Annotated in this window: 30 protein-coding genes and 3 other RNA genes; 7 read left to right on the top strand and 26 right to left on the bottom strand. The window is 47.9% G+C overall.

Features of this window, described 5'->3' with window-relative positions:
- Window positions 1-19: 19 nt before the first annotated feature.
- The 16 genes from DET62_RS00695 to DET62_RS00770 all read right to left on the bottom strand — a co-directional run bounded on the left by DET62_RS00695 (window position 20) and on the right by DET62_RS00770 (window position 8,701).
- Window positions 20-460: a hypothetical protein gene (locus tag DET62_RS00695; protein WP_110012690.1), complete on the bottom strand. Its 441-nt coding sequence runs from the start codon at window positions 458-460 to the stop codon at window positions 20-22.
- 9 nt (window positions 461-469) lie between these two features.
- Window positions 470-880, bottom strand: coding sequence for a Mor transcription activator family protein (locus tag DET62_RS00700; protein WP_110012689.1), 411 nt, complete (start codon window positions 878-880; stop codon window positions 470-472).
- Complete coding sequence (locus DET62_RS00705; RefSeq protein ID WP_110012688.1) at window positions 870-1,430, bottom strand: regulatory protein GemA; 561 nt, start codon at window positions 1,428-1,430, stop codon at window positions 870-872. Before DET62_RS00705 ends, DET62_RS00700 begins: the two co-directional genes overlap by 11 nt.
- A 6-nt stretch (window positions 1,431-1,436) precedes the next feature.
- An RNA gene (locus tag DET62_RS00710) (hammerhead ribozyme type II) lies at window positions 1,437-1,499 on the bottom strand.
- The gene (locus DET62_RS00715) at window positions 1,498-1,953 is read right to left on the bottom strand and encodes a hypothetical protein (protein ID WP_110012687.1); all 456 of its coding nucleotides are present in this window, start codon (window positions 1,951-1,953) and stop codon (window positions 1,498-1,500) included. The genes DET62_RS00710 and DET62_RS00715 overlap by 2 nt, the downstream gene beginning before the upstream one ends.
- A 9-nt stretch (window positions 1,954-1,962) precedes the next feature.
- Window positions 1,963-2,025: hammerhead ribozyme type II (locus DET62_RS00720), an RNA gene on the bottom strand.
- A complete protein-coding gene (locus DET62_RS00725) occupies window positions 2,024-2,599 on the bottom strand; it encodes a helix-turn-helix transcriptional regulator (RefSeq protein ID WP_110012686.1) in 576 nt (191 codons plus the stop codon). The genes DET62_RS00720 and DET62_RS00725 overlap by 2 nt, the downstream gene beginning before the upstream one ends.
- Window positions 2,592-3,326: a hypothetical protein gene (locus DET62_RS00730; RefSeq protein WP_110012685.1), complete on the bottom strand. Its 735-nt coding sequence runs from the start codon at window positions 3,324-3,326 to the stop codon at window positions 2,592-2,594. The genes DET62_RS00725 and DET62_RS00730 overlap by 8 nt, the downstream gene beginning before the upstream one ends.
- A 27-nt stretch (window positions 3,327-3,353) precedes the next feature.
- An RNA gene (locus DET62_RS00735) (hammerhead ribozyme type II) lies at window positions 3,354-3,416 on the bottom strand.
- The gene (locus tag DET62_RS00740) at window positions 3,414-4,016 is read right to left on the bottom strand and encodes a DUF3164 family protein (RefSeq protein ID WP_110012684.1); all 603 of its coding nucleotides are present in this window, start codon (window positions 4,014-4,016) and stop codon (window positions 3,414-3,416) included. The genes DET62_RS00735 and DET62_RS00740 overlap by 3 nt, the downstream gene beginning before the upstream one ends.
- A 9-nt stretch (window positions 4,017-4,025) precedes the next feature.
- A complete protein-coding gene (locus DET62_RS00745; RefSeq protein ID WP_110012683.1) occupies window positions 4,026-4,292 on the bottom strand; it encodes a hypothetical protein in 267 nt (88 codons plus the stop codon).
- 1 nt (window position 4,293) lies between these two features.
- Window positions 4,294-4,812: a hypothetical protein gene (locus DET62_RS00750; protein WP_110012682.1), complete on the bottom strand. Its 519-nt coding sequence runs from the start codon at window positions 4,810-4,812 to the stop codon at window positions 4,294-4,296.
- Window positions 4,800-5,336 (bottom strand): helix-turn-helix domain-containing protein, encoded by a 537-nt coding sequence (locus DET62_RS00755; protein WP_110012681.1) that lies wholly within the window; start codon window positions 5,334-5,336, stop codon window positions 4,800-4,802. The genes DET62_RS00750 and DET62_RS00755 overlap by 13 nt, the downstream gene beginning before the upstream one ends.
- Before the next feature lie 36 nt (window positions 5,337-5,372).
- Window positions 5,373-6,083, bottom strand: coding sequence for an ATP-binding protein (locus DET62_RS00760; protein ID WP_110012680.1), 711 nt, complete (start codon window positions 6,081-6,083; stop codon window positions 5,373-5,375).
- A gap of 39 nt (window positions 6,084-6,122) precedes the next feature.
- A complete protein-coding gene (locus tag DET62_RS00765; RefSeq protein ID WP_110012679.1) occupies window positions 6,123-8,303 on the bottom strand; it encodes a DDE-type integrase/transposase/recombinase in 2,181 nt (726 codons plus the stop codon).
- On the bottom strand, window positions 8,300-8,701 hold the full coding sequence (locus DET62_RS00770) for a helix-turn-helix transcriptional regulator (protein ID WP_243734821.1): 402 nt from the start codon (window positions 8,699-8,701) through the stop codon (window positions 8,300-8,302). The genes DET62_RS00765 and DET62_RS00770 overlap by 4 nt, the downstream gene beginning before the upstream one ends.
- A gap of 27 nt (window positions 8,702-8,728) precedes the next feature.
- Here DET62_RS00770 and DET62_RS00775 point away from each other — a divergent pair, with 27 nt between their 5' ends.
- Complete coding sequence (locus DET62_RS00775; protein ID WP_110012678.1) at window positions 8,729-9,607, top strand: S24 family peptidase; 879 nt, start codon at window positions 8,729-8,731, stop codon at window positions 9,605-9,607.
- Window positions 9,608-9,988: 381 nt separating this feature from the next.
- On the opposite strand, the gene bfr (DET62_RS00780) is transcribed toward DET62_RS00775, so the two are convergent.
- The 9 genes from bfr (DET62_RS00780) to DET62_RS00820 form a co-directional block, all read right to left on the bottom strand.
- Window positions 9,989-10,456 carry a bacterioferritin gene (gene bfr, locus DET62_RS00780; RefSeq protein ID WP_110012677.1) on the bottom strand — a complete coding sequence of 156 codons (468 nt, stop codon included), beginning with the start codon at window positions 10,454-10,456 and terminating at the stop codon, window positions 9,989-9,991.
- Window positions 10,456-10,932 carry a bacterioferritin gene (gene bfr, locus DET62_RS00785; protein ID WP_034819886.1) on the bottom strand — a complete coding sequence of 159 codons (477 nt, stop codon included), beginning with the start codon at window positions 10,930-10,932 and terminating at the stop codon, window positions 10,456-10,458. Before bfr (DET62_RS00785) ends, bfr (DET62_RS00780) begins: the two co-directional genes overlap by 1 nt.
- 33 nt (window positions 10,933-10,965) lie before the next feature.
- Window positions 10,966-11,190: a (2Fe-2S)-binding protein gene (locus DET62_RS00790; RefSeq protein ID WP_110012676.1), complete on the bottom strand. Its 225-nt coding sequence runs from the start codon at window positions 11,188-11,190 to the stop codon at window positions 10,966-10,968.
- Between the two features lie 62 nt (window positions 11,191-11,252).
- Window positions 11,253-12,230, bottom strand: coding sequence for a calcium/sodium antiporter (locus tag DET62_RS00795; protein WP_110012675.1), 978 nt, complete (start codon window positions 12,228-12,230; stop codon window positions 11,253-11,255).
- A 36-nt stretch (window positions 12,231-12,266) separates the two neighbouring features.
- Window positions 12,267-14,138: an acetate--CoA ligase gene (locus DET62_RS00800; RefSeq protein WP_110012674.1), complete on the bottom strand. Its 1,872-nt coding sequence runs from the start codon at window positions 14,136-14,138 to the stop codon at window positions 12,267-12,269.
- 101 nt (window positions 14,139-14,239) lie between these two features.
- Entirely contained in the window at window positions 14,240-15,181 is a 942-nt protein-coding gene (locus tag DET62_RS00805) for a CorA family divalent cation transporter (RefSeq protein WP_034819895.1), read from the bottom strand.
- A 73-nt stretch (window positions 15,182-15,254) separates the two neighbouring features.
- Window positions 15,255-16,313 (bottom strand): ABC transporter ATP-binding protein, encoded by a 1,059-nt coding sequence (locus DET62_RS00810; RefSeq protein WP_034819897.1) that lies wholly within the window; start codon window positions 16,311-16,313, stop codon window positions 15,255-15,257.
- Entirely contained in the window at window positions 16,314-17,942 is a 1,629-nt protein-coding gene (locus DET62_RS00815; protein WP_110012673.1) for an iron ABC transporter permease, read from the bottom strand. It lies immediately after the preceding gene.
- Between the two features lie 22 nt (window positions 17,943-17,964).
- On the bottom strand, window positions 17,965-18,990 hold the full coding sequence (locus tag DET62_RS00820) for a Fe(3+) ABC transporter substrate-binding protein (protein WP_110012672.1): 1,026 nt from the start codon (window positions 18,988-18,990) through the stop codon (window positions 17,965-17,967).
- A gap of 174 nt (window positions 18,991-19,164) precedes the next feature.
- Here DET62_RS00820 and DET62_RS00825 point away from each other — a divergent pair, with 174 nt between their 5' ends.
- The 4 genes from DET62_RS00825 to DET62_RS00840 are packed head-to-tail and all read left to right on the top strand — an operon-like array spanning window position 19,165 to window position 24,394.
- On the top strand, window positions 19,165-20,994 hold the full coding sequence (locus DET62_RS00825) for a sodium:proton antiporter (RefSeq protein WP_110012671.1): 1,830 nt from the start codon (window positions 19,165-19,167) through the stop codon (window positions 20,992-20,994).
- Entirely contained in the window at window positions 20,957-22,210 is a 1,254-nt protein-coding gene (locus DET62_RS00830; protein WP_110012670.1) for a PqiA/YebS family transporter subunit, read from the top strand. The genes DET62_RS00825 and DET62_RS00830 overlap by 38 nt, the downstream gene beginning before the upstream one ends.
- Window positions 22,207-23,847 (top strand): intermembrane transport protein PqiB, encoded by a 1,641-nt coding sequence (pqiB, locus tag DET62_RS00835; RefSeq protein WP_110012669.1) that lies wholly within the window; start codon window positions 22,207-22,209, stop codon window positions 23,845-23,847. Before DET62_RS00830 ends, pqiB begins: the two co-directional genes overlap by 4 nt.
- Window positions 23,840-24,394, top strand: coding sequence for an ABC-type transport auxiliary lipoprotein family protein (locus DET62_RS00840; RefSeq protein WP_110012668.1), 555 nt, complete (start codon window positions 23,840-23,842; stop codon window positions 24,392-24,394). Before pqiB ends, DET62_RS00840 begins: the two co-directional genes overlap by 8 nt.
- Here the strand turns inward: DET62_RS00840 and DET62_RS00845 are convergent.
- On the bottom strand, window positions 24,391-25,701 hold the full coding sequence (locus tag DET62_RS00845; RefSeq protein ID WP_110012667.1) for a capsule assembly Wzi family protein: 1,311 nt from the start codon (window positions 25,699-25,701) through the stop codon (window positions 24,391-24,393). The two genes, DET62_RS00840 and DET62_RS00845, sit on opposite strands and share 4 nt — an antisense overlap.
- 116 nt (window positions 25,702-25,817) lie before the next feature.
- Between DET62_RS00845 and DET62_RS00850 the strand changes: the two genes are divergently transcribed.
- Both DET62_RS00850 and DET62_RS00855 read left to right on the top strand, forming a co-directional pair.
- On the top strand, window positions 25,818-26,294 hold the full coding sequence (locus DET62_RS00850; protein WP_110012666.1) for a hypothetical protein: 477 nt from the start codon (window positions 25,818-25,820) through the stop codon (window positions 26,292-26,294).
- A gap of 115 nt (window positions 26,295-26,409) precedes the next feature.
- On the top strand, window positions 26,410-26,730 hold the full coding sequence (locus DET62_RS00855; protein ID WP_034819916.1) for a BolA/IbaG family iron-sulfur metabolism protein: 321 nt from the start codon (window positions 26,410-26,412) through the stop codon (window positions 26,728-26,730).
- The last annotated feature ends 17 nt before the right edge of the window (window positions 26,731-26,747 follow it).

Consider the following 26,747-nt stretch of genomic DNA (forward strand, 5'->3'; position numbering starts at 1 on the left):
TATTGGTCAAACGTGGGGATTAAAGCGTTTTGCTACTTTTGGGGATGTGGTTAGAAAGGAACTTCTTGAATTTTTTGTGCTCGACAGTGAGCTGAACCATTGAATGTGTTTGATTGCCTTCGTCGTCAATGCTTACATCACAGGCAAAGTCCCAGAAGTGATATAAACCAAGATTGCGCGAATGCGAGGTGACATCGCCAACTACAGTATATTCACCATCGCTGTGCTCATAAACTTCATCTATTTCGAAGTCGTGAGCATCTCGGTTTTCATCAGACAGAGCGCTGGCCACCTGTCTATAGCAACTCCTGTCCATATCTTCTACGAATAAATCAACATCACTTTTTGCGTAGGCAAAGTAAAACATAATAAGCACCAAAACGATGGCGGCTAAAATCCCATATACTTGCCCTGAATCGCTGTCTTCCGGTTGTTGTTTGAAATCATCTTGCTGTTCCATAAGGCCTCCCTACCCAAATAGTTTATGTTGACGACGGTCGCGCTCTAACTGGCGCTGCTCGCGCAAAATCGCGTAAATCTGCTGGCTCGTTAAACCGTACTCGCGTTGCAGCATATCAATGTTGCGACCATCATAACGTTGCCAAATATCGACATCGCGCAAAGCTTTTTTCAGCCGTTCATCACGTGGCAGATAATACTGCCTGCCACCCATATGGTGCGCCTGGCGTGCTACTAGCCGTTTTGCCAGCTTTAACGCTTTGCCTTCGTCCAGCTTAGCAGAACTGGTCATTTCATCTTTAAAAATACTGACCAGCTCGGCCAGTGCATGCGGCCATGCCGTTGAATCAAGCTCTATATCTTCCGCTTTGCTCAACAATTCATCAAGGTTTTTATCGTCTTCAAACATTTCATTCTGCATTTTTGCGCTCCTCTTGAGCCTTACGACACGCCTCAAAGACCTTGCTTACTTCTGCGTACGGCAACGTTTCGTCCTTGTCCAGGAGCGCATAACTATACCCGAATTCAGCATCTAACCAATTGATCATCAGACGCTTATGCCATTTTTTTAATGACTCAAGCACTTTGAAAGCGCTGTCATAGCTTAACCAGCCAACGTGACGAACGCCGCTCATACGGAAAACCCAATTATCCAGGGCTTCTTCCGAACCGTCGTGTAATAACTTATCTTTGGCCGCCTGTATCCAAATAGCCCGGATAACACGAACCTCTCCAACTCTGACTGGCTTTTTAGAAGAGGGCGACTGGCGTTTTTTGTTCTTTTTAGCGCGTTTTTCAAAGCCTTTTTCTTCAAAGTGATTAAAAACCTTTTCCAGCTCGGCCACGCTCATGTTTTTGCATGACGTTTTTTGGCAAACGCCCTGCAATGCGGCTCGATAGGTTGCATCATCGAGATGCAATTCTCGCTTGGCCACATGGATAAGCTGTATTAATCTTGCCTTGCTATTCATTACTCACCTCGGCTGCTCATCAGTGACTGGCAACCACGCCAGTCAGACGCCCCAAAGGGCGTTTCGCTTATTGGCCAACTTGCTCAGCGGTGCAGGCTTGGCAGCTTACTTCATAGGTTTCTCCACAGTTCTGGCAAACGAATTGAAGCTCAGGAAAATGCTTACGGTAAAATGCCGTCAGGGCTCTGGGAGAGCTGAAGGCGGGCAGCACACAGCTCACGCGTAACGCAGTCATATGGTCTGCTTTCTTTTTGCCGTAAATACGTTTCAATTCTGCGTATCTCTTCTTTGGCCATACACGCATTTTCTTCGGACACCAGAAGCGTCCCTCTGGATGTTTTGGGTTACCCTCTGGGTCAACCGATGCCCATGCACCTTTTATCCAACCGTTAACGAACACGCTGACCACCAGCTTTTCGCCGTCTAACTGCTTTTTAAATTCCAGCTCGTAACCCTCAACTTGCGCCTTAACCTCGCAAAACATGCCTTGGAGTTGGCTTTCTAGAGATTTCCATTTATCCATTTTAAAACCTTTTGGCTGCTCATCAGTGACTGGCAACCACGCCAGCCAGACGCCCCGAAGGGCGTTTCGCTTAGGCTTCTACGTTATTGCCGAACACCCAGTCCCATACTCGCTTAATGAGTGGCTGGCGAGTGCGGTTGTTTAGTTTAAGCAAGCATTCAATTTGGATATTGGTAGCCCGGGCGCACTCCCATAAGGTGTCGATCTTCTTTTTATTGGCGTTTACTTGGGTTTCCAAAAGCGATGTCTCGTTTGGCTGTTCAGCATTAGGTGTCTCATCGGCTGGCAGCTCTTCCGTAGGGCGTTTATCATAGAGCGCTTTATACAGCTCTCCGTAGACTTCCTTTTTGGTTTGTATCTTGCCAATTTTTATTCTGGCCAACACCCGAACAACCTCTTGCCTCAGTGCCTTGAACTTGCCTTCACCCGTATCATTAAGTAGCATTTCCCCTTCACCGGTAAGCAACCAATTTGCATTAATTCCTAGTTCGGCGAACTTCTCTAAAACCGCGAATGAAGGCCTAGCAATAGCTCTCTCTTGCGCTTGATAACCACGCATTGATAGACCAACTTGGCGAGCAAAGTCGGTTTGGTTTAGGCCTGTATGAGCTCTAGCGCGCTTTAGGCGGTTGGTTAACTCAGACATGGCCGCTCTCCCGTTGCGTGCTCGGATAAAAAGCGCTGTTGATTCGCTGATTAACCACTGACTTGATTTCATCCAGATGCTCTTTAAGCACTTGATGGCGGCTTAATAGCTCGTCGGTGTCGACTTTTTCGAGGTCGGACTTTGTGGTCCATGCATAGAACTTCATTGGCACATCGTGCTTTGGGGTACGCTCTGAGAACGAGAGTGAATCACTTATAGATTCCGCAGTTGCGCTCTCTTTAGCGTGACCTTTCGTTTCTTCGGCTGTTGTATCATCTGCCTTGCGCGCTTTTTCCTCGCGCTCCTTTCTTTGGATTTCCTCGGTAACTGGATTACTAGCCAGCAAAGGCTTGCGCCAAGGGTGTTCAGGAGCTGGCTTCGACGATGCCTTAATTTCAGTCTCGGCGTGATAATCACCTTCGCCCATGTCATAGCCGGTAATTTTCAGTTCACCATGATCACCTTCCGGCTCATCGGATTCCTGATCACTGCCCAGTGCATCCTCTAAAAACTCTTTGCCTTTGGCGATGGCTTCTTTACCCGCAGGAGTGACGTTGTACTGACCGTTGCCCTGGCGCTTTATAAAACCAGCGTCAATCAGTTGCACCGCAAGTTCTTTCCAGTCGGAATACGCCATTACCGGATAGCTCTCATCAAGTACTTCTATAATTGCCCGTAGGCCGCAGGGCTGTACCTCCTGCAATGTCTTTAAAAAATCGAGTTTCATTGTTCTGCCTCGTTGTTTTGGTTCAATGTTTGGCTGCTCATCAGTGCCTGGCCGCCACGCCTGACAGACGCCCCGAAGGGCGTTTCGCTAGACTTTGGTAAAATCGACGGAGATAGGCTTGTAATCACCCGCACTGTCACGCTCGTAAAAGCGCATGTACTCTTTGCTGCCGACCACGTTGATGGCGTCAGAAATAGCGTCCATGGCTTTTTGCCAGCGCTCGTCCTCAATTTCATAACGACGCAGTGCCAGCACTTCGCGGGTGTTGATATTGCCTTCCTTGTCGGTCTCGAAGACACGCTCAACCAAGGTTTTAAGCTCGGAGCGGGCATCCTGTGACCAGTCCCGGACGCACTCTTTAATGAGTTTTTCCGCCACCTGTAATTCAGGGCCCAGGGTGATGCGGTCCTGGACAGCAACTGACAGCTTGTAACGACCATCAAATGAATAGATGGTCACGTTGCCTTTTTTGCCGCCCACTGTGGTTTGGTAGCGCTCGGCTATCATTTCCATGAAGGTGCCAAAGTCGTCGAATAACGCCTTTTTAAAGGCTTTTAAATCGCCGTTTTTCTCTTTGGCTTTGGTGACCATCTCGTTCACAAAGTCATCTTTTAAAATGTCCAGCTCGTGGATTTGGTCAATCGGAATCAGACGGCCTTTGGCGTCTTTTTTGTACTGTTCTTGTTGCATTGGTTTCCCCTAGTGCACTTGGTCAATGATGCGTTCGTTCAGCCAGCGCACAGCGCAGCCTTCGAACATTCCGGTACGGATTCTGACGAGCTCACCGCCGCCCCGGCGGATTGAGACTTCGGCAGGGCGCTGCGCAAAGCGCACGCCCTTGGGTGGTTCAATGGTGATCACCGGTTTGCTGGCCGAAATACACACATTGCACACGGTGATATTAAGCGCCTGAAGCTTTTCCACTGCCTGAATTGCGACGGCCCAGTTTTGTTGTTGTTTGGTCATGTCACTCACCTTTGTTTGCTGTTTTTAGGCGTGCTGCGAGGTTGTGTACTTCGCTCTCCAGCAACTGTATGTAAGTCAATTGCGCGTCTTTGCTGCTGTCTTCCTGGCTGGTCGCCTGGGTCTTTAACAGGTGCAACGTGCGATGCGGGTTGTACTCCTGTGGCTCGTCGGTGCTGACGTACAGCGTGGGAATCACTTCACCGCCGAACTGTTGCTTCTGCTGGCTATGCGGACAGCCACTGCGACAGGCTTTGAAAAAACGCAGGTTCATCGGATTGCTACCGGGCTTTTTGCGCTGATTGCTAAAGCATTGCTGTGCCGGTATTTCACCGGCCACCGGGCACTCCACAGTACGGTTAAAGAACACGCCCTCAACGCGGGCTCTCATGCGGTCAAGGTTGCCGGGGTATTTACCGTTGACCAGTTGCGATACCGCTGCACGACTGGTCTCCATCATTTCAGCTACAGCGCCTAATCCTTGCTTGCTGACTTCGCGCTTTAACACGTCTATCCATTGCATGATTCAGCCTCCACTTTGCGCACTTCGCCGTTGTTGGGGTCGGAGCAGGTTTGCGGTGCCACGCGAGGGTAGTCAGGGCCCGTATTGCGTAGCAGGCGATAACGGGCATAACCGGCTACTTCGCCCGGACGGCCATTGTTGATTTTGCGCACATAGCCCCAGCGAATAAGCTCGTTCACGTAGCGTGAAACCAGCGCCATGCTGACATCTGCCGCGGCGCACACTTCGGGCTTGGTGAACGCCCGGCAAATGCGCAGGGTGTTCCAGATTTTCTGACGTGCCGGTAAGGCAAGGTCGATGGGTTTGCTGGTCACTTGAAAGACCTTTAAACGCTTTTTTAAACGGCCTTCAGTAAAGCCCACTTCTTCGACATAGCCTTTACGACGAAGGCGGTTAACCATGGTCTGCGCATGGGTGCGGGACACGTCCAGCTTGCGCATCACATCGTAGCGGGTGAACTGGCCGAGCTCGCGCATAACGGCTAACTGACACTCGGCGGTTACTGACAACTTTTTATGATCCATTGGATTATCCTTATTATCTTTAGCGCACGACAGCCATTAACGGCGTTGCAATAGGAACAGCGGCTCTTTGCCCCAACTGCGGCGGTCCACTGCGTCGAGCTTGTTTGCCATGGCAAAACGCTCAATCTTTTCCAGGGCAACAAGAATTTGACGCATGTCGCCACCGCTCTCATTGCAGATGTAGCTGAGCATGTCCTCCTTGATGTCCACATCAATTTCGAACAGCTCTTTAACCAGCATTTCCATGTCGTCTAGGTCGGCCGGCTGAAACTCGACCCACTCGGAGATGCGGTTAGACATTTGCTTGCGGTGCCTAATGCGCTTGGCGATTTTCTCCATGCCAATCATTACAATTGGCTCTTCGGTGCTGTCGTAGATGTCGCGGATGGTTTCCATGATGCGGTCGTTACTGACTGCATGATCGATTTCATCAATAAAGAGGCAGCAGCGATCCATAACAATGCGCTCAATCACTTGGTCAACCATGTTGGAAAGCGGTGGACGTGGTACCTCACCCATTTCCTGCAACACGCGCCCTAAGAATGAGCTGGGTGTGTCGGTGGCATAGCAGCGCACATAGATGCTACGGGTTTGGTTGAACATCCAGACAACGGTAGTGGTTTTACCGAAGCCAGAGGGGCCGTGAATCAATCCCAAGCCTGGGATAATTGATGACCGACTCTGCAAGTTACGTAACAGATTCATTGATTTGTTAACGTTTTTGACTGTAACCACTTTATGTTTCATAATTTAAGTCCTCTTTTGGGGTGGTAATTTACGAGCGCGCTAACCGTTTTTGGCTCGTTTAGCGTGCTCGTAGGTTGCGACTTGACGCCATGCTTTAACCTGCATTTCACCAACGTCACTCATCATGTAATCCTCAACTTTCATTTGCTCTTCTTCGGTTAAACCTTCCTCCAGCTCTTTGTAAATGAGCATTTGGATCAGGTCCGCCTCGGTACGGATGATTTTCTGGCGACGCTCGCGGATAGGCGCTTCCTGAGCGCTCAATTCCTCTTTCTCGCGCTGCTGCTCGGCAATCATTTCGCTGATGCTTTTAGCCTCGACGGTGTCTTTAAATTCAGAGGTTTGCGCTGAGCGTTTAATAGCCGCTTCAATATCGCCAAATGGGTTGGCAGCCTGAACGGGCGCTCTTTCAAAGCCAGTAACGTTTTGCTTGGCTTGTTTAGCAGCTTCAAGAGGGGCTTTATGCAGGTTTTGAATATCAAACGACCTAGCCTTGGAGTTATGCTCCCTGAGCAATCCGCGCAGCTTGCGCTGTCCTTCGGCGCGCGCCTTTTGGAATGGGGCGCGGTCAATTTCATTGCCGACCAACTCTTTGTCGTATGCAACGATGACCTGGCCGGTACCATCCGTTCCTTTAGGTGTACAAAAAACGCGACCTAAGTTCTCAGGGTCGTAATGAACATCCACTTCGAGATAAGCGGTGGTCGGATCTTGGAATTCCTCAGCGGCATATTCACGGTTGTTCAGCTTAATAGCGCCGCGAGTGACTGACCGCGAACCGGCGTAATTCATACAAACCACAAGCTGACGCTCGTCTACAACACGCTTCTGATAGCGAGACTCACGGTAAACCTGGTTAGGCGTCTTTTTATTCAGGCCGGAATGAGGCTTGTCGTGGTACATATCGACCCACTGATTGATGATCTCCTGAAGCTCATAAGACGTCAGGCTGCTTTCAATAATCTCTCCGCCGTTGCGTTTCTTAGCTGCCAGGCGCTGCGCAAAACTCTTAACCGCCTCAATGCGTTTTCGCTCTGCAACGTTGTGGCCACAAAACTCAGCCATCCATTCCAGGATGGAATGGTTTAACGTTCTGAAAGCCCTCTCGATGAACGATTTTTCCCAACCGGAGTAGGCATTACTGATGGTTTGCTCGACCTGGAGTCGCTTTAACGCCATTTTTACTGCGTTACTTTTGTAATCAGCACCTTGGTCTGTTTTTACGCAGCCGCCATCATTCGGCAATCCCCAGTCCATAATCATGTGTTTAAGCAGTGTTAAAATGCTTTCAGAGTTGCTCTGAGGCGCAACAATGACTTTTAATCGGCGCGTATAAACATCAATCCCCGCAACTAGGTGGAAGCGACCATCCTGTAAAATAACGTCAGCTGGGGTGCTGTCTAATTGCCACAAATCGTTAGGATAGCGACCGGTATCATCGCGGCTGAATAACGGGCGGATATAATTGTTGTATCCATCAGGATCTGTGCTCAGTGCAATTAAAGCGCGGTTATTCTCAACCCACGACTTAACATAACGGCGGATGGATGAAGGGCTTGGAACATGCCAATCACGCCCTTCGGTCACTTTTTTGGACGCGATAAGCTGACGTATTTGTTCAGCCTTCGTTGTCAGGCTTGGGCGCTTTAATATCAAGCCTTGAACAAAATCAGCCAGCTCTGGCTGATTGGCGATTTTGTTCTGTTTCCGCTTACGATACTGACCGGTAAGACCGACAAAGCCTTTGTCCTTATAATCCTTTTCCCAGCGATAAAGCGTGGTATAGCTTATGCGGCGCTTAGTTTTTAGCGTATCGGCATTTACTTCGACTTCACCACGATTGTATGCCTTGGCAAAGCTCTCGTGAGCCAGCCGGCCTGAGCCGTGCCCTTGTGAATACAGTGACCAGTGGAACAGAATGTCACTAGCGGCTTTACCACGTGCGATAGCAGCGTCGCTCAAGCCTTCGAAAATCGTCCGGTACTCTTCCGAACTCTTGGTTTGAAGATAATGCGCTTTTACCGTCTCAAGCGTTTCAGCATCGAGAGAGTGCACTAAAATGAACCGTTTTGGTTTTCCGCTACCAACCTTTTTAGGCTCTGTTTCAGCCCAGCCAAGCCGTTCTTTTAAACGGTAAACCGTCCGCTCTTGCTTGCCGATAATGTCGGCCAGTTCAGCTGCGGAAATTTCGTCAGGAATTAAGGATTGCTCAAGCGTCATGACGGCTCTCCTTGTCGCTTATCTGAAGCTTCTGTACTATGCTTCGGTTTGAATGATTTCGACGTCGGCCATCCACGATGCTTTTTGATCGGATTGTTATTCTCGTCATAACGAGAAGGCCATATATCCCAAGGCTTCATACCTAAAGCCTCAGCTATTATTTCTTGGGCTTTTGGATAACGACGCCGGAAAGCACGACCAACGACATTGGGTGAGAACCCGTGTTTTTTTGATAACTGGCGTAACGTCCAGCCTGCTTTTTCCAATGCACACTTGATGTCAGCAGGGTGCATGTCGGAAGCAGGACCAGGTGCCATCCTGGTTTTTTTGCGGCTTTCTTGTGTGTTCATAAAGCCATGATGATAAATAAAGTTACTATTTACAATAGTGACTACCATAAAATAATGTGACTTTAAGGTAAGTGCATGAAAAACATGGAATTAAAAAATTCAGATTCCCAAAGTTTTACGGTTGGGGAGCGACTTAAAGCAGCCCGGAAGGAGGTTGGGCTCAACCAATCAACGTTTGCAGAGATGGTCGATATGTCACTTCGTGGTTACCAGGCAAACGAACAGGATGTAAGCAACCCTTCAACTGTTGTCCTAAAAAAGTTCGCTGAGTTAGGGGTTAGTCCGCTTTGGCTGCTGACCGGTAACGGAAATATGATGCTGGATAAAACTTCAAAGCAAATTTATGAGGATGCAGATAATTCAGCGACAGAAACGAAAGCAATAGTAGACGCTTTAAATTTAATATTTGATAACCTCATGGAGCCAACTCCGCCAGAAACAAAGGTTAATAATACTCATGAGATATATGACGAAATTGGAATTAAAAACCACGTCGCATTTCGTAAATTAATTAATGAGCTCAGCGAGCCATTTAAATCATTTTATTTATTGCCGGTTATTAATCCCAAAAACGAGTCAGCCTTTCACGACTTCGGAACAGATTTAGACCTTTATAATTTTCACCCCGTACGCCGGAGCTGGGTGGCAGATAAAAAACTCGACCCCAAGCACCTAAAAGCGGCTTTCCCGACCGATGAAGCAATGGCACCGACAATTGCCCAGGGAGAGATCGCAATCATTGATGACCGAGCCTCGTTATCCAGCAGCGGCATCTATGTGGTTAGCGTCCAGGGCAAGGTATTTATGCGAAGAGTGGAGCATAAAATCAACGGACTCCATTTAATGACCGATAATGAGCATTACTCCAACGAGCAACTGAACCAGGAAGACAGTAAAAAAGTTGAAGTGATTGGGAAGGTGGTCCGAATCGACAAACACTCAGATAGATTTTGATGATGTCAAAAAGTCGCGCTATAAATAATGTTTATAGAGCTTGTGCGGTGCGGTCTGCAAGCCTATTTTCGGACGCCAACCTGGACGGCTCTGAAATCAACAATTTCCGCACCGATAAATTTACAACAAACAGCCTTTAAACCGCTTTTTAAAAGGCGTTGAGCGAATCCGGCATTTAAACGCAGCGTGTCGCTAACCTCTGGATTCTGTAAAAAAGTTTGCGACACAGGCTAAACCGAAACCAAACAAAGCGACATCGTCGCACACAGCGTCACGACAAGCTTTACTCAGATTCTCCCGCATGATTTTGGATTCTCCCGCGTTTCAGTTTCACTGCACTGGTGATTTAATCTAGGTGACCCGTTACAAGAGGGGACTGGATTACATCATGCTTTGTAAATACAGCTGCTCACCCAGTCGATCCATTAAGTTCAGTTGTATCTGTAGCCAGTACGCGTGATCTTCTTCGGTATCTTTTAAAATACCGACCAGCATTTCGCGAGTAACGTAATCGTCAACTTCTTCGCAGTATTCAATGACTTCACGCAGTGTTTTGGCGTTGTTGTGCTCAAGCTGTAGATCGTTTTCCAGCATCTCCCGAACATCCGAACCTATGGTATGAGGTTCGCGATTGCTCATGTTGGGTTTGCCTTCCAGGAATAAAATTCTGCGAATGAGCAAGTCTGCATGACCGCGCTCGTCGTCAATTTCATGGTTAATGCGCTCATAAAGCTTCATTAAACCCATGTCTTCGTACTGACGCGAATGTGAGGTGTACTGGTCAATTGACGTGAGTTCAAAGGCCAGCAGGCGATTTAGTTGCTCAACGACATTGTTATCTCTGCGCATTATTCAGCTCCTTGAATTTTTGTTTGCAAATAGACCTCGTTACCCAGGCGCGATATCAAATCAATTTGAGTTTCAATCCAGTCGAGATGCTCTTCCTGCGAGTCGAGAATATCGCGTAATGCGTTACGGCTGACATAGTCTTTGTGTATCTCACACTCTTTTATGGCTTCGCGTATTGCGCTGACATCATTAAACTGGACTTTGTGGTCCATTTCCAGCATTTCTCTTGGGTCTTCACCAACGTATAACTTACCCAGTTCCTGCAAATTAGGAATGCCTTCCAGGAACAAAATGCGTTCGATAAGCACATCGGCGTGCTTCATTTCGTTAATAGAGGCTTTATAAACAGGCTTGTTCAAACTTTCGAAGCCCCAGTTACGATACATGCGGGCATGAAGAAAGTACTGATTAATAGCGGTAAGTTTGAGCGTCAGTATTTTATTCAGTTGCTGGATGACTTTAGCATCACCTTTCATAGCCGTATTACTCCTTAATTCACTAGGTATGAATTAAGTGTAGCATACGGAAACCGGAAGTTGAGTCTCTTTACCTGCTTGATTAGAACGTTGTTCGAGGGCTTTGTGAAGAACATCTTTGGCACAGTTTTTACAACAGCCGCACTGTGAGGCTACACCGTATTGCTGGCGTAAGTCTCGCATTGAGTTCACCTCACCAGAAACTACGGCCTGATGGATGACTTTATCGTTAATACCTTTACAAAGACAAACATACATAGACTATCACCTCACTTGATAGTGACAGTCTATGTTAAATGCGAACGATTTGCAATAGTGTTTTATTGCGGGGCGATGAAGCCGGTTTTCAACAAGTACAATGTGTAGAGCAAGTACAGGCAGATAAAGATAAACCCGTGTACGCGGTTAATTCGCCCTTGTCGTGCCTTGCGAATACCAAAGACCATTAGCAGTAATGTCAGTACAGCCATAGCAACCCAGTCGCGACTTAATACCAGAGGCTCAAGCGAAACCGGCTCGATAGCACCGGCAATACCCACCACAGCCAGAGTATTGAACATATTAGAGCCGATAACGTTGCCCAGTGCCAGGTCGTGCTCATTCTTGCGGGTTGCCGCAATGGCGGAAGCAAGCTCTGGTAAGGAGGTACCAATGGCGACTACAGTTAAGCCTATGACTAAATCGCTGACGCCGAGTGATACCGCAATGTTTACGGCGCCCCACACTAAAGCACGTGAACTGACAATGAGCAGCAATAAGCCCACAATAAGCCAAATAATAGCGGGCTTCATTGGCAGAGGGTTTGCGTCCAGTTCTTCGGTGAATTCCGCGGCTAAGCTGTCGTCGCTGCTTTTTGAACCTATCCAGATTGACCAGCCCATGTAGCCAACAAAAACAACTAACAGAAGAATAGCTTCCAGTCTGGTAATTTGATAGTCGAGCAAAAAGAGGGCGCTTAACAGGGTTATTGCGATTAGCACTGGCATTTCACGGCGGATAACCACAGATTTAACCGCAATAGGGGCGAGCATGGCGGTAATACCTAAAACCAGCGCTATGTTGGTTATGTTCGAGCCATAAGCGTTACCCAGTGCTAATGCGGGGTTGCCCTGCATTGACGCCAATGCCGATACGACCATTTCCGGCGCCGATGTACCGAAGCCTATAATGACCATACCGATAACTAATGGCGCCATGCCCAGATGTTTTGCTACTGCGGCTGCACCTTCAACAAAGCGGTCGGCACTCCAGACCAAAACAGCCAAACCTATAATGACCGCAACAATCGATAACGTCATAACACCCTGATCCTGTTTAAAAGAAAGGGCGCTAGTTTAACGCATGGTTTCCTTAATAGCATCAATACTTGACGGATCATCAATGGTTGAAGGAACAGCGACATCCTGGCCTTGTAATACCTGCCGAATAAGACGTCTCAGTATTTTTCCTGACCGTGTTTTAGGTAGCCGCGACACAACATGTAAGGTTTTAAGACAGGCAATAGCGCCAATTTCTGCTCGTATTGACTGGATAAGTTCCTGTTGCAATTGCTCGTGACCAATAGTGGAGGCGTTTTTAAGAATAACAAAACCAACCGGCAATTCACCTTTTAGTTCGTCGGGTTGGGCGACAACGGCACATTCTGCAACGTCTTTGTGAGCGGCTAGAATTTCTTCCATTTCTCCGGTAGACAAGCGATGGCCTGCAACGTTTATTACATCGTCTGTACGGCCCATGATAAAAACATAGCCTTGTTCGTCGATGTACCCTCCGTCGCCACTGCAGTAATAACCCGGAAAGGCGTTGAGGTAACTACTGTGCAGCCGCTGTTCATCGCCCCATACGGTAGTCAGACATCCGGGAGGTAAAGGTAAGCGTACACAAATTGCCCCTTCTTCTTTGCTGCCTAAACTTTTTCCCAGTGGGTCGAGGACACTGATTTCATAGCCGGGAACCGGAAAGGTGGAAGAGCCAGGTTTTACTTTTACCGCTTCAATACCAACAGGGTTAGCGCACATTGGCCAGCCGCTCTCGGTCTGCCACCAGTGATCGTAAACCGGCAAGTCGGTTAATTCGGTTGTCCATTCATAGGTAGCCGGATCTAAACGCTCTCCGGCCATGTAAATGCGTTTCAGTGAGCTTAGGTTATAGCGCTGAATAAATTCGCCTTCAGGGTCTTCTTTTTTTATTGCCCGGAAAGCCGTAGGAGCAGAAAAGATGGCGCTGACGTTATAGTCCTGAACTATGCGCCAGAAGGCTCCTGCGTCTGGCGTATTAACCGGCTTGCCCTCGTAGAGTACACTGCTGCAGCCAAAGAGCAGCGGACCATAAACAATATAAGAGTGACCAACGACCCAGCCCACATCGGATGCCGTGAAGAAGACTTCCCCCGGCTTTAATCCGTAAACGTAATTCATAGAAAAATTCAGGGCAACGGCATAACCACCGTGGTCGCGCACAACGCCTTTCGGCTTGCCCGTAGTGCCCGAGGTATAGAGAATATAAAGAGGATGAGTTGCCGGTAGAGGAACAGCTTCTACAGGGCTTGCTGTCGCTAATGCCTGTTCCCAGTTGGTGTCCTGACCTTCTTGCATTTCTGCCTGGCACTGCTCGCGCTGGTAGACAATAGTGCGCGGTTTGTAGCTCGCTTCAGCCAGAGCTTTATCCACAATAGGTTTGTAGGGCAGAACTTTGGTCCCCTCAATACCACAAGACGCGGTGATAATGAGTTTGGGAGCCGCGTCGTCGATGCGAACAGCCAGTTCGTGCGCAGCAAAGCCACCAAAAACGACGGAGTGAATGGCCCCAATGCGAGCGCAGGCCAGCATTGCAATAGCGGCTTGCGGTATCATAGGGAGATAAATAATAACCCGGTCGCCTTTTTCTACGCCGTGTTGCTTCAGCACATGAGCAAAGCAGGCAACCTGCTCCCGTAACTGATTAAAGGTGTAACTGGTTTTACTTTCGGTAACCGGTGAGTCGTAATACAAAGCGACTTGCTCGCCGCGGCCTGCTTCAATTTGTGCATCGAGTGCTAAATAACTGATGTTAACTTCGCCATCCGGAAACCAGTCTGCCAGTCCATTCTTTTTGACCCGGGCTGCGACTTTAGGCATTTTGAACCAATTTAAGCGACGCGCTTGCTCCAGCCAAAAACCTTCAGGATCTTGCTGAGCTTCGGAGTAAACGTTTTTATAGGCTTGCATAGCACTACCTCAAATCCTTTTATGCAGAGCCTTTAAGCATATTCTGTTGGCTTAAATTTCCTATTCGACTTAGGTCTAAACCGCTTTGATATAAGTCAGGTTTACCAGAATCTCAGGCGTCTCAACAACAGGAATTCGACAATCGCGATAATTACCAGCGCACCACAGAAAATCATAAATGCACCTTCGCTTTCTACCCCGGGCATACCACCAATGTTTATTCCAAAAACACCGGTTAAAAAACTGAGGGGTAAAAACACTCCGGCAATAACCGAGAGCCAATAGGTGTTGCGATTCATTTTTTCGGCTATGGCCTGCTGCAGTTGCTCGCGCTGCATCCAGATTTGCTCCAGCATCAGGTCAATTTGCTCGAATAAGCGCTGAGTGGTATCGCGCTCGTTGATAAGCCATTGGTGCAACTCTGTGCTCATAACCTTTTCGGTTTCGGTACTGAGTTTTTCTAAAGCGGCCAACTGCGGGCGGATAAAGCGGTTAAGGCGTAACAGACGACGATGCAAAGCGGTGAGTTTTATCTGAACCGATGCGGTATTATCAAAGCCTTCACCCTCAATAGCTTCCAATTTTTGCTCCGCTGAGGACACCACATCTTCAATTCGTAAGTTTAATTGCTCAATGAGGGCAACGATAAAGTCGTGTAACGACTCCGGCCCTATTTGTTGACCAAGTTGCTCACGCAATTTTGCTACGGATAAAAAAGGACGTTTACGAAAGCTGTACAACGCGCCTTTATAATACAGTAGGCGCAGACTGAGCATGTCTTCGGGAGATTCACCCGTGTTTAAATTAACACCCCGTAGCAACAGCATAAAACCGTCGGGTAAACGCTGAAAACGAGGACGGGTATCTTCTTCCAGTACCGCATCAATAAGAGGTTCTGGTATACCGGCTTGAGTTAACCATTCGGTTAACCCTTCGGCATCACGCTGAAAATGAAACCAGGTGTTTTCTGTGGCGCGCGATGGCGACTGAAGTTGTTTTGCGGGATGTTGACTGAAATCCCATGCGTCAATTAAAAAATCCATAGAATCCTCACATATGACAATTATTCAGAGTCTATAGTGAGGTATTCAACTTGTCATTTGTTTTACGCATCAGTTAGTCGGGCAACTCGCACAAAGACGAGTCGAATACGACCAAATGATCAAAGTCGATATCAATTCCAATTTGTTCGCCTGTTTTTAACGGTTGGTGTGATGGACCGACCGCCAACACGTGACTGGTGTCGGCCAGCTCCAGAGTATAGAGATAATGCGAACCACGAAAACCGCAGCCAACCACTATGGCCTGCATACTGCTATCGTTATTAATTAATACATCATCGGGGCGAACTAAAAAGTTAACACTCATGTCGGGTTTGTTGTGCAACTGAGAGTGCTCTATGATTCCAAATGCACAATGTAATTGATGTTCTCTTATTTCGCCATTCAGCAAAACGCCGCGGCCAATAAAGTCGGCGACCAGTTGATGCGTTGGTTGATGATAAAGGGCATAAGGCGTTTCCCACTGCAGTAGCTGACCTGAATACATCACGCCGGATTTATCTGCCATAGCAAAAGCTTCTTGCTGATCATGAGTCACCAGTAATGCGGTAATACCTTCTTCTTTTAGCAATCGTCTTACGTCGTGAGCCAGCACTTCGCGTAGTTCGGCATCAAGACTGGAGAAGGGCTCATCAAGCAGCATCAATTTAGGTTTCGGAGCCAGAGCGCGGGCCAGAGCAATCCGTTGTTGTTGTCCTCCGGATAACTCGTGCGGGTAGCGATTTTGATAACCGTTAAGACCAATGCGGATGAGCAGCTCTTTAACTCGCTCTTCCTGCTGCTTTTTGGGTAATCGATTAATGCCAAAACGGATATTGTCGGCCACAGTTAAGTGGGGGAATAATGAAAAATCCTGGAACATCATACCAACTTCTCTTTGCTCGGTTGGTATTTGCACCTGGCTGGATGAGACCGTTTTTCCGTGCAGCTCAACTTGTCCGCCGGAAACCGGAATAAAGCCGGCAATAGCGCGCAGCAAAGTGGTTTTCCCACAGCCACTGGGGCCTAGCAGGCAACCTATCTCACCCGGCTCCAGAGACAAACTCAGTCTGTCGACGATGAGGTCACCGGAGAGCTGGATGCTGACTGCGTCAATATTCAGTAATGTGCTCATTTACTCTCCTGCTTTCAGTGTTTTACTGCGTAAGGCCCGGGACAGCATAATAACCGGAATTAGCCCGACTGCGACAATCATCAATGCGGGGGGCCCGGCATCAGCTAAGCGTTCATCAGAGGCCATTTCGAATGCGCGCACTGCCAGAGTGTTAAAATCAAATGGACGTAATACCAGCGTGGCGGGCAGTTCTTTCATCACATCGACCAGCACCAAAATTAACGCCGCCAATAACGGGCTGCGAAGCAAGGGTAAGTGAACCCGCCATAAAATACGTTTACCGCTGGCGCCCAGAGTTCTCGCTGTATCGTCCATTTGCGGTGTGATTTGTTCCAGCCCCGAGTTAACGGTTTGCAAGGACACCGATAAAAACCGGACACTGTAGGCAAACAAAAGCGCGACAACGGTACCAGAGAATAATAAACCGGGATTAAAGTCGAATAACCATTCGCTGATACTGATAATTTGATTGTCTAGCCAGGCTAAAGGCGATAACAATCCAACGGCTATAACAATACCGGGAATAGCGTAGCCCATGCCCGCCAGACTGATAGCCGCGCGTAAAGGTCGGGTAGGGTGGCGCCGGCGACCGTAAGCAAGCCATAATGCCAGAGCAACAGTGATCAACGCCGCTAATAAGCCTAACCAGAGTGTGTTGAAGGTTAACATCCAGAATTCGCTTTGCTGCCATATTTCTGATTTCTGAACCGACCACAAGAGCAGTTGTGTCGCTGGTATAACAAAGCCAAGCACAACGGGCAGCCAGCAGACCAGCGAAGCCAGAGCCGCTCGCCAGCCGCTTAGTGGTCGCCGCTGAGGAGGCTTGGTTGCAGAGCGCTGTTGATAAAAACGAGCGCGACGTCTGGAGTAACGTTCAACCATTATCAAAATAATGACGAATACCAGCAATAAAGCGGACAGTTGCAGCGCTCCCTGCGCATCGCCAATGCCATACCAGGTGCGAAAGATACCTGTGGTAAACACTGTGACGCCGAAGTATTCCATGGTGCCGTAATCAGCCAGAGTTTCCATTAATGCCAGAGTGACGCCGGTTGCTATAGCCGGTCGCGCCAGTGGCAGAGCAACTTTCCAGAAACTTCTTAATGAGCTGGCGCCCAGGGTTTTTGCACTTTCAAACGCGGTTGTCGATTGCTGCATGAAAGCGGAGCGTGTAATAAGGTAGACGTAGGGGTAAAGAACAATACAAAGAACAAAGATAGCACCGTTCAGGCTGCGTATTTCAGGAAACCAGTACTCACCTATATTGACAGAGAAAATGTCCCGGATAACCCCCTGTACCGGGCCGGCATAATCGAGCAGGCTTGTATAGGTATAAGCTGTAATGTAGGCAGGCATAGCCAGTGGCAGCAATAACGCCCAGCTTAACCAACGCCAGCCGGGAAAATCGTATTGACTAATGCACCAGGCCGTACTTACCCCGAGCAAAGTGACACCGGTACCGACAGCGAACAATAAGATCACTGAATGACCGATGTATTCCGGTATCACGGTTTGCCAAAGATGTTGCAGAGTGTCCCATTGAGGGTTCAGTAACGACAAAGCTACCACTATGAGTGGTAGCCCTATCAAGACCGCGACGGCAAACAGCAACAGCGTGCCACGGTTCATCTATACGTCTCCTGGTAGTAAATTAACGCCAGCCGGCACGGTTCATTAAACGCACGGCGTCGCCGTTATTCTCACCCAGAATATCCATTTCAATGTCATCCTGCTTAAAGTCACCCCATTGCTGGAGTGTTTCGCTCCACTCGACGCCTTCGCGAACCGGGTATTCATAGTTGGCCTGAGCATACCATTTTTGTGATTTTTCAGAGACCAGGAACTCGATGAGCTTTTGAGCTTCGTCAACGTTTTTAGCGTGTTTGGTAATGCCTATGCCAGAGACGTTTACATGAGCACCTTGTTTGTCCTGTGCTGGCCAGAATATTTTAACTTTTTCGGCCGCTGAACGCTCTTCTGCGTCGTCGGAGTTCAGCATATGACCAAAGTAATAGGTATTGGCAATAGCGATATCACAAACACCAAAAGCTACGCCTTTAATTTGGTCGCGGTCGCCACCAACGGGTTTGCGAGCAAAGTTTTCGACAAAGTCTTCTGCCCATTCTTCAGTTTTTTCTGCGCCGTGGTGTTCAATTAGCGCAGCAACTAACGACTGGTTATACAGATTATTGGAAGAGCGGATGCAGATACGGTCGTTCCATTTTTCATCTGCGAGGCTTAAATAAGAGTCCAGTTCGTCCGGGTTAACGCGCTCTGGCGAGTAAAAAATGGGGCGGGCGCGTAAACTTAATCCGAACCAAAGGTTGTCGGTAGAGCGAAAATGAGAAGGAACGGCTGAATTAATTTCGTCAGAGTTTACCGCCTGAAACGCGTCTGCTTCAACGGCGCGGTGAAGAGCACCTGCGTCAACGGTTAAAAATAGATCCGCCGGGGTGTTCTCGCCTTCGGAGTTCAATCGGGCCAGCAACGCGTCCGCTTTACCGGTTAATAAATTAACTTCGATGCCGGTTTCTTCAGTGAATTTTTCCAAAACGGGTTTGATCAGCGCTTCTTTTCGGGCTGAGTAAATATTAACTTCAGCGGCGGCGCTAGTGAAGGACACCAGTGTCGCAGAAGTCGCAGCAAGTATTGCCAGTAGTGAATGAAACTTACGCATTTCAGATGACTCCTTAACGAACTATTTTAAGAGAAACGCGACGATTATATCAAACAAAGCGAATAATGATAGCCATTCTCATTTAAAAAAATAGTCATCTAAATTCGCTATTTGAGGGTAGTCAGAGTGTTAGCTTCTGCTATTCTAAAACGACTTACTTTCAGCGGAGAAATTATGTCTGACTTATCGATGCTTGCCCTGATTGGCGTATTGTCCATTAGTTGTCAGTGGTTAGCGTGGCGTATTAAGTTGCCGGCAATACTGCCGTTATTAATTTGTGGCTTATTGCTAGGGCCTACTCTGGGGTTACTTGAACCCGACTCGCTATTTGAAGACTTGTTATTTCCTTTTGTCTCGTTAGCGGTAGCGGTTATTTTATTCGAAGGCAGCCTGACCCTTAAGTTTGAAGAAATTCGTGGTCATGGCCGTATGGTAACCAATCTGGTCAGCATAGGCATGCTGGTAACCTTTATTGTTATAGCGGTGCTAACGCACTTTATTATGGGCTATGGCTGGGAAATTTCAGCCTTGTTTGGCGCACTTGTTGTGGTAACGGGGCCTACCGTTATTCAGCCTATGATACGCTCTATCCGGCCGATTAATAAGTTAGCAAATATTCTACGCTGGGAAGGCATTATTATTGATCCGCTGGGTGCTTTGCTCGCGGTATTGGTATACGAGTTTATTATTGCCAGTCAGGATGTCGCTTTCCTGCACGCGTTGCAGGCTTTCGCGACAACCATTGCTCTGGGTTTTGCTCTGGGCTGGGGCGCTGCTCGCCTGTTAGGTTTAGCTTTAGGTCGTGGCTGGTTCCCGCATTATTTACAAAACGTTGCTACCCTAACCATAGTGCTGGGAGTTTTCGCGTTATCCAACGCTATTCAACATGAATCCGGCTTATTAACCGTTACGGTTATGGGTATGGTTATGGCCAATACGCGTAACCTCAATATGGAAGAAATACTAGAGTTTAAGGAAACTCTCAGTGTGCTCCTTATTTCTGCGCTTTTCATTATTTTGGCAGCGCGGCTGGATTTTGCAGAGTTTGATGCGTTGGGAATGCCCGCAGTTATTCTAATTGCCATTATTTTGTTTGCGGTGCGCCCTCTGGCTGTTTGGTTGTCTGCGATAGGAACCGAATTAAGATTTAAAGATAAGGTTTTATTATCCTGGATAGCGCCTCGCGGTATTGTTGCGGCGGCAGTTTCTGCATTATTTGCGTTAAAAATGGAAGAATCTGGCTGGACCGAAGCTGCGGCGGTTGTTCCACTGGTTTTTCTGGTGATAATGACCACGGTTGTATTGCAGAGTTTAACCGCGAAACCATTAGCCAGAATGCTTGGGCTGCTGGAACCACAAGCCAAAGGCTTCTTAATTTTCGGTGCTAATCAAATGGCGCGGGCCGTTGCAAAAAGCATACAGGAAAGCGGCATCCCCGTGCGTCTGGCTGATACTAACTGGGAAAACATCAAGTTAGCGCGAATGGATAACTTACCTGTGTATTTTGGTAACCCGGCTTCTGAACACGCAGCTAATAATATTGATTTAACCGGCCTTGGCCAGTTGTTGGTTATGTCGCCCTACAAACAGCTGAACCCCTTAGTGTCTATGTACTATCAGGATTGGTTTGGTTCCAGAAAAGTGCATGGTTTAAACGGTGGAGAGCAGGATTACCGAGCCAGCCATCAGTTGACCGAAAGTTACCGCAAGACATTAAACTTATTTGGCGACAGCGTAACCTATTCAAAGCTTGCAAGCCTGCATTTTAAAGGCGCTAAAATTAAGTCGACACCTATTACCGACAGTTTTAGTTTTGCAGACTACCAGCAGAAGTATGGAACTCGTGCGTTGCCGATGTTTGCGCTGGACGATGCCGAAAAACTCCATATTTTTACCACTGAAAGGGAATTGATACCACAGTCGGGTTGGACAGTAATAGCCATGATTTCAGCGGAGCCTGAAGAAAATGACGTCGAGCAGGATAACGCAGAGCGAAAAGAATGATGTTGTCGGCTGCCCTCAATGTGACTGGGTAAGCCGACTCGTCTCTCTTTCCGGGAATGAACGCGCTGAGTGCCCACGTTGCGGGTACGTTCTGGAGCATGGCAGGAGAACAGAGCATTTTACTTTGGTGGCAATAGCCACCTCGGCTCTGGTCATGCTTTTAGCCAGTCTATCGGTCGACTTTATTCGTTATTCTGCGGCCGGTGTTGAACAGTCAATGACCCTACTGGACACTGCGTGGCAGCTTTCTTATTTTCACGAAAAAGTATTGGCTGTTTTAGTTCTTTTAACGGTTATTCTCATTCCGTTTATTTACCTGGTGAGCCTGATTTGGGTTTACAGTCATGCTAAAAACGCAGCACGAAACCGAAGTAGTCTATATTTACTGCGCTTAACCGAACATCTAAAACCTTGGTTAATGACCGACGTTTTCCTGCTTGGCACTTTGGTGGCGTTGGTTAAGATCTCCAGCCTGGCAGATATTCGCTTACTGGAGGGCTTCTGGAGCTTTAGCGCCTTTGTTGTGCTGTTACTTTTCGTTTATGAACGGGTGAAACAGACACCCGTTTGGCGGCATTTGATTAAAACGTCACAGTCAGCACCTGACGGTCAACCCGGAATGACAGCATTTGAACAAGGGTTACAGACTTGCCCGGTATGTTATGCACTGAATTCTCAGAACGCTGATACTTGTTACCAATGCACAGAGCCACAGAAAACATCCTGGTGGCGTAGGCCAGGCACAACGGTCGCGTTAATTACTGCCGGCGCTATTATGTTAATTCCAGCGCATTGGTTACCGGTTATGGAAACCGTCCGATTTGGTAGCGACCAACCGTCAACCATAATTGGCGGAGTAACGGAGTTATGGCAAAGTGGGGATAAACCAATAGCGGCTATTGTTTTTGTCGCCAGTCTGGTTATACCTGTGGCTAAAGTACTGGTGCTGATAACTTTGCTAATATTAGCTCGCTGGCAAACTCCGCAAACGGTTCGCCACCGTCTTATTTTATTCAAACTGACGGACTGGATAGGGCGCTGGTCAATGATCGATATTTTTGTTGTTGCGATACTGGTAGCTTTGGTTCGTAGTGGTTCCGTTATGTCGGTTTATCCGGGCAGTGCTGCGGTTTCATTCGCGGCAGCTGTGGTTCTTACTATGCTTGCAGCGATGAGTTTTGATACACGCTTATTCTGGCGAGAGGCAGATAAATGACAGAGAGTTCAACGACTAAGGTCCGCAAATTTTCCGGCATATCACCGGTCTGGATTGTACCGCTGCTGGCTCTTGCTGTGGCGCTTTGGATGGTTTGGCAGGATACGCGCGGAACCGGGCCCACTATTACTGTGGCGGTAGGGGACGCCGAAGGCATCGAAGCCGGAAAAACTCAGGTGAAAGTTCGTAACGTAGACGTCGGACAGGTTACTGAAGTGCGCCTGTCGGAAGACTTTTCTTCGGCTGTTATAGAAGTGGCGATGAACGAAGGCACCGAGCGAATGTTAAACTCGGAGACCCGAATTTGGGTAGTAAAACCCAGAATTGGACGACAGGGAATTAGCGGGTTGGGAACTTTACTATCAGGTGCTTATATTCGTTTGCAGCCAGGAGACTCTAAGGAGCAGCAGTCGCATTTTAAAGCACTGGAACAGCCACCTGTTACTTCTCAAGAAACTCCAGGGCGCCGGTTAAATTTGACCAGCGAGGGGCAAACCAGCGTAACAGTAGGTGACTCAGTGCAATATCAAGGTTTCACCGTTGGTCAGGTAGAGCAGTCGGAGTTTCAGGTCGATGAACGACAAACTCGATATCAAATTTTTGTGAAGGCTCCTTATGATGAGCTTATTACCGAAAATACGCGGTTCTGGTTGCAGCGGGGGGTTTCTATTCAGTGGAATTCTCAGGGACTGGACTTGGCTTTGGGCTCCATCGAGTCCCTATTGGGAGCCAGTGTGACTTTTGGTGTTCCTGAAGGACAGCCACGGGGGGATAAGCTTACCAGTGAACAGGAGTTTGAGCTGTTTGAAAGTCTGGAGGAAGCAAAACAGCAAGGCTATATTCACGGTATTGATTACGTTGTTTTACTGGATGAGTCTATTGCGGGTCTTGAAAAAGGAGCTCCTGTTCAATTTAAAGGGGTGCGTGTTGGCACGGTAAGAGAGGTGCCGCTGCGTTGGTTCCCGGAAAACGGTGATGAAGCTCCTTTAAAACGTATTCCCATTCTTATTCGCTTTGAACCTGAGCGCCTAAGAGGGTTGGTGGCCGATACCGATATTGAAAACTGGGAAAGACGTTTGCCAGAATTATTTAAGCAGGGTTTAAGAGCGAATATCCGAGCCTCTAACTTGTTAACCAATACCTTATTTGTCGATGTTCGCTTTTATCCGAACGCAGGTGAGAAAAGTGGCGACGATATATTTGCCGGATACCCGGTTATGCCGGCAATGGCTAGTGACTTCACTCGACTGGAAGAAAAGTTAACGGCGCTATTGGATAAGTTCAATCAGTTGCCACTGGAGCAAGGACTTAATGACTTTTCGGCAGCGATGAGTTCGGTCGACAGTACGGCCAGGAAGCTTGATAGTGTGTCGGAAAGTTTGGCGGCTATTGTTGAGCAACCACAAATGAAGCAATTGCCTCAGTTATTGCAGCAAAATCTTATTCAGCTGAAAGAGCTTACCGGCAGTTTTAATGAAGGTTCCCCGACACGACAGCAGCTGAATCAAACGTTAACTGAAATTGAGCAGCTCTCACGTGAGTTAAAACCGGTAATTGAGTTGTTACAGGAACAGCCGAACTCGCTTATTTTTAGCCCATCTATAGAGCCCGATCCGGAGCCGAAAGCTTATGAATAGCAGATATTCTTTTCCAAAAATACTCAAGCCGTTTGTTACTGGTGCAGCAATTGCGTTGCTCGCCGGGTGTTCCTCTAACTCATATGAGATAACGCAATATCGACTTCCACATTTGAGTGAGTCCGCGGAAGCCTTGTGTCATGCGGATAAGCGTCCTGTATTTGTGGGTGATTCAGCGGCGAAACCCGGGTTGCAGCTACAGCAGGATGAAACCCGCTGGCATAGTGCCCGGCAGCACCGTTGGAGTACGCCTCTGGCGCATCAACTTCAGCGTAGTGCTCAGCGCCTTTTGCTGGCTGACAATTGCGAAGGCAAGCTAACGGTTTGGGTTGACGATTTTTATGGAAGTAATGACTCACGGGCCGTTGTTGCGGGTCACTGGGAGTATAAAAGTCAGGATAACCAGACGGTGCTGAAAGGAACCTTTACTGAAAGCATGCCGTTGAAAAGTGACGGCTATCCTGCGTTAGTCAATGCTCTGGATGAAGCCTGGCTTGATGTTATGGACACCATCAGTCTGGGAGTAGGGCAGAAGCTGGCGCGTTAAAAGCGCCATTCTCCACTCAATTGAACGCCCACTTCGCCGTCGTAATTGCTGCCGTCAAGGTATTGCAGAGAGAGTTTAACTAACCCCGAAAAAGCAGGTTCAGTGCGCCGCAGTAAAGCCCGTGACAGAGTGTCATCATCTTTTTCTTTACTATGACTGACCAGCGCCGTCCAGGCAGAACCGTCGGCTGAAAACTGGCGATAGCTGGCAGATACAGTCTGACTCTCACGGGGGAAAGGCGAGCCGGGATTACGCTGGTGGTTCAGAAAGTATTGTCGTTGGTTTTCGTCCAGTGAATAAAAGTCGTGTTCTTCTCCGCCGTCTAACTGACTGTATTCAACCGTGAAGCTATGACGACGTTCTTTAGAGCCTGTCATCCATTGTGCGCCCAGGGTATATACCGGTTTGTCGTCGGTTTCCAGTTTTCGGTCAATACCCAGTTCTGCGTAAGCTGAAAACTGATGAGTCCCCCAGTCGAAACCGGTTCTGGCATCGGCGGTCAACATCCGGTTGTCGGGGCGGTTGTCGCCGCTCTGCTCAATGGCGCTTATACCAAACCATAAATGCTGAAATAACTGACTGGAAAAGCGGATGCCGCTGACCCGATAATGGTCGCTGTATCCATCGTCCTGATAGGCACTGAATAAACTGATTTTGAATGGATTCATTCCGGCAGGCGGATAATCAGGAGCGTAATCGATTCGAATTTTGGGCATAGGGCGGGCATTGTTAGAAAACAGCAAGCTGCTGTGCTCTGCCGGCCCCCAACGCAGTGGCAGTGAATCCAGACTGAAACTCCAGTCATTCAGGTTGTAAGCTAAGTAACTGCCATCCAGAGTCTTTTTGTGGTCGCCTTCAAAAGGGTCCTGACGATAATTCACCTGAATTCTGGCCGCCCAGTTAGTACCGTGCATACTGCGGCTTAGGCTAATTTTACCTTCTTCATAGGTGTCGTCGCCGTAATCCTGAACGACTTGTTCACTATCCGTTGCACCAATATACCATCGTGTTTTAGGCCCATTCTGAGCTTGTGACAATTGATGACGTACATGGCGTAACGCCAATTGCTGGGTTGGGCTTAGGTCTTTCAATTCAAGCGCATCCAACTCAGGCAGTAAGCTCTTCCAGGTAACTGGAAATTGCTGAATAGGTGTTTTGATAAGCCCTGATTCAGCTAATACAATCAGACTGTTTCGCAATTCTGCGTCATCTGCTTCAATCCATACGGAGCTAAGCGCAGAAGGGGTAATGAGTAAGCTAAGACCACCAGCAATAAGGGCGTTACGAAAAAATGAGATGGATGACATGAAACTGATTTGAATCCCTATGACAAATTACACTCTATACTGCCAGAAATTTTAACACTAAGACAACGGTTTATCTGCGCTTTTCAGTTATAATATCAAGCCTTGGAGGTTTCCTTATGACTTTTAAAAATTTTTTGATGGCAGGGCTATTCCTCGCAGTTCTTAGTGGCTGCAGTCAGGAAGGTACAACGAATTTGCGCAGCGCTGAAGTTAAAGCTCTGGACGAACAGTTACTGCCTAATGATAACTGGCAATTGAGCCGGGCAACGATTGAGCTCAGCTTTTGTCGTAACCGCATTAATGAGGCTTTGCTGGCATCGGAGGCAGAGCTACGAGGCTGGCGCTTATCGGGAGAAAGTACCGCGTTTCCCCCATACAGAAGCGAGGGCTTAGATGCCTTGTCCAGGCTTTTTGATAAAACCGATGTTTTACTGTGGCAGGCAGAAGGAAATGTCAGTGCACAACGCTATCACGTGGTTAAACCGGCCTCTGCCTCAAAAGGCGAAGTTGTGGATGCAGTTTTTCCTGCTGTCGTTAGCTTATCCTCAAGTGAGGAAGTTTGTCATGCGGCAGTTGATGACTCTGAATATTGAACAAACTTTATTTGTCGAAAATTCGTAGAGTTAGCAGGTTTTTGTAAAAATTTTCTGCGATTCAGTATAAGTAATCTAAACTGAAGATTAGAGGCAAACGCAGAGGGGAGCAGTTATGTCTATTGGGCTAAATATTGAAAATAAGTTGCGCGAAGCGTTTACTCCGGTGCATCTGGAAGTGGCAGACGAAAGCCATATGCACTCGGGTGGTGCTAATGCTGAATCTCACTTTAAAGTGGTCTTAGTTACTCCGAAGTTTAGTGGTGAGCGACTCATTAACCGACACCGTGCGGTTAATAAAATCTTAGCGGATGAATTAATGAATCATATCCATGCATTGGCGCTACACACCTATACTCAAGGTGAGTGGGAGCAACTGGGAGAGTCCAGACGTTCACCCAACTGCCTGGGTGGGTCGAAAATAGCGGCAAATTAAGAAAAATTCCGCATGTC

It is taken from the genome of Idiomarina sp. H2 (assembly GCF_004364275.1).
Lineage (GTDB): Bacteria > Pseudomonadota > Gammaproteobacteria > Enterobacterales > Alteromonadaceae > Idiomarina > Idiomarina loihiensis.

Excerpts from the sequence above, each read along its gene's own strand:
- DET62_RS00695 (WP_110012690.1), bottom strand. The coding sequence starts at position 460 with ATGGAACAGCAAGATGATTTCAAACAACAACCGGAAGACAGCGATTCA.
- DET62_RS00700 (WP_110012689.1), bottom strand. The coding sequence starts at position 880 with ATGCAGAATGAAATGTTTGAAGACGATAAAAACCTTGATGAATTGTTG.
- DET62_RS00705 (WP_110012688.1), bottom strand. The coding sequence starts at position 1,430 with ATGAATAGCAAGGCAAGATTAATACAGCTTATCCATGTGGCCAAGCGA.
- DET62_RS00715 (WP_110012687.1), bottom strand. The coding sequence starts at position 1,953 with ATGGATAAATGGAAATCTCTAGAAAGCCAACTCCAAGGCATGTTTTGC.
- DET62_RS00725 (WP_110012686.1), bottom strand. The coding sequence starts at position 2,599 with ATGTCTGAGTTAACCAACCGCCTAAAGCGCGCTAGAGCTCATACAGGC.
- DET62_RS00730 (WP_110012685.1), bottom strand. The coding sequence starts at position 3,326 with ATGAAACTCGATTTTTTAAAGACATTGCAGGAGGTACAGCCCTGCGGC.
- DET62_RS00740 (WP_110012684.1), bottom strand. The coding sequence starts at position 4,016 with ATGCAACAAGAACAGTACAAAAAAGACGCCAAAGGCCGTCTGATTCCG.
- DET62_RS00745 (WP_110012683.1), bottom strand. The coding sequence starts at position 4,292 with ATGACCAAACAACAACAAAACTGGGCCGTCGCAATTCAGGCAGTGGAA.
- DET62_RS00750 (WP_110012682.1), bottom strand. The coding sequence starts at position 4,812 with ATGCAATGGATAGACGTGTTAAAGCGCGAAGTCAGCAAGCAAGGATTA.
- DET62_RS00755 (WP_110012681.1), bottom strand. The coding sequence starts at position 5,336 with ATGGATCATAAAAAGTTGTCAGTAACCGCCGAGTGTCAGTTAGCCGTT.
- DET62_RS00760 (WP_110012680.1), bottom strand. The coding sequence starts at position 6,083 with ATGAAACATAAAGTGGTTACAGTCAAAAACGTTAACAAATCAATGAAT.
- DET62_RS00765 (WP_110012679.1), bottom strand. The coding sequence starts at position 8,303 with ATGACGCTTGAGCAATCCTTAATTCCTGACGAAATTTCCGCAGCTGAA.
- DET62_RS00770 (WP_243734821.1), bottom strand. The coding sequence starts at position 8,701 with ATGGTAGTCACTATTGTAAATAGTAACTTTATTTATCATCATGGCTTT.
- DET62_RS00775 (WP_110012678.1), top strand. The coding sequence starts at position 8,729 with ATGAAAAACATGGAATTAAAAAATTCAGATTCCCAAAGTTTTACGGTT.
- bfr (WP_110012677.1), bottom strand. The coding sequence starts at position 10,456 with ATGCGCAGAGATAACAATGTCGTTGAGCAACTAAATCGCCTGCTGGCC.
- bfr (WP_034819886.1), bottom strand. The coding sequence starts at position 10,932 with ATGAAAGGTGATGCTAAAGTCATCCAGCAACTGAATAAAATACTGACG.
- DET62_RS00790 (WP_110012676.1), bottom strand. The coding sequence starts at position 11,190 with ATGTATGTTTGTCTTTGTAAAGGTATTAACGATAAAGTCATCCATCAG.
- DET62_RS00795 (WP_110012675.1), bottom strand. The coding sequence starts at position 12,230 with ATGACGTTATCGATTGTTGCGGTCATTATAGGTTTGGCTGTTTTGGTC.
- DET62_RS00800 (WP_110012674.1), bottom strand. The coding sequence starts at position 14,138 with ATGCAAGCCTATAAAAACGTTTACTCCGAAGCTCAGCAAGATCCTGAA.
- DET62_RS00805 (WP_034819895.1), bottom strand. The coding sequence starts at position 15,181 with ATGGATTTTTTAATTGACGCATGGGATTTCAGTCAACATCCCGCAAAA.
- DET62_RS00810 (WP_034819897.1), bottom strand. The coding sequence starts at position 16,313 with ATGAGCACATTACTGAATATTGACGCAGTCAGCATCCAGCTCTCCGGT.
- DET62_RS00815 (WP_110012673.1), bottom strand. The coding sequence starts at position 17,942 with ATGAACCGTGGCACGCTGTTGCTGTTTGCCGTCGCGGTCTTGATAGGG.
- DET62_RS00820 (WP_110012672.1), bottom strand. The coding sequence starts at position 18,990 with ATGCGTAAGTTTCATTCACTACTGGCAATACTTGCTGCGACTTCTGCG.
- DET62_RS00825 (WP_110012671.1), top strand. The coding sequence starts at position 19,165 with ATGTCTGACTTATCGATGCTTGCCCTGATTGGCGTATTGTCCATTAGT.
- DET62_RS00830 (WP_110012670.1), top strand. The coding sequence starts at position 20,957 with ATGACGTCGAGCAGGATAACGCAGAGCGAAAAGAATGATGTTGTCGGC.
- pqiB (WP_110012669.1), top strand. The coding sequence starts at position 22,207 with ATGACAGAGAGTTCAACGACTAAGGTCCGCAAATTTTCCGGCATATCA.
- DET62_RS00840 (WP_110012668.1), top strand. The coding sequence starts at position 23,840 with ATGAATAGCAGATATTCTTTTCCAAAAATACTCAAGCCGTTTGTTACT.
- DET62_RS00845 (WP_110012667.1), bottom strand. The coding sequence starts at position 25,701 with ATGTCATCCATCTCATTTTTTCGTAACGCCCTTATTGCTGGTGGTCTT.
- DET62_RS00850 (WP_110012666.1), top strand. The coding sequence starts at position 25,818 with ATGACTTTTAAAAATTTTTTGATGGCAGGGCTATTCCTCGCAGTTCTT.
- DET62_RS00855 (WP_034819916.1), top strand. The coding sequence starts at position 26,410 with ATGTCTATTGGGCTAAATATTGAAAATAAGTTGCGCGAAGCGTTTACT.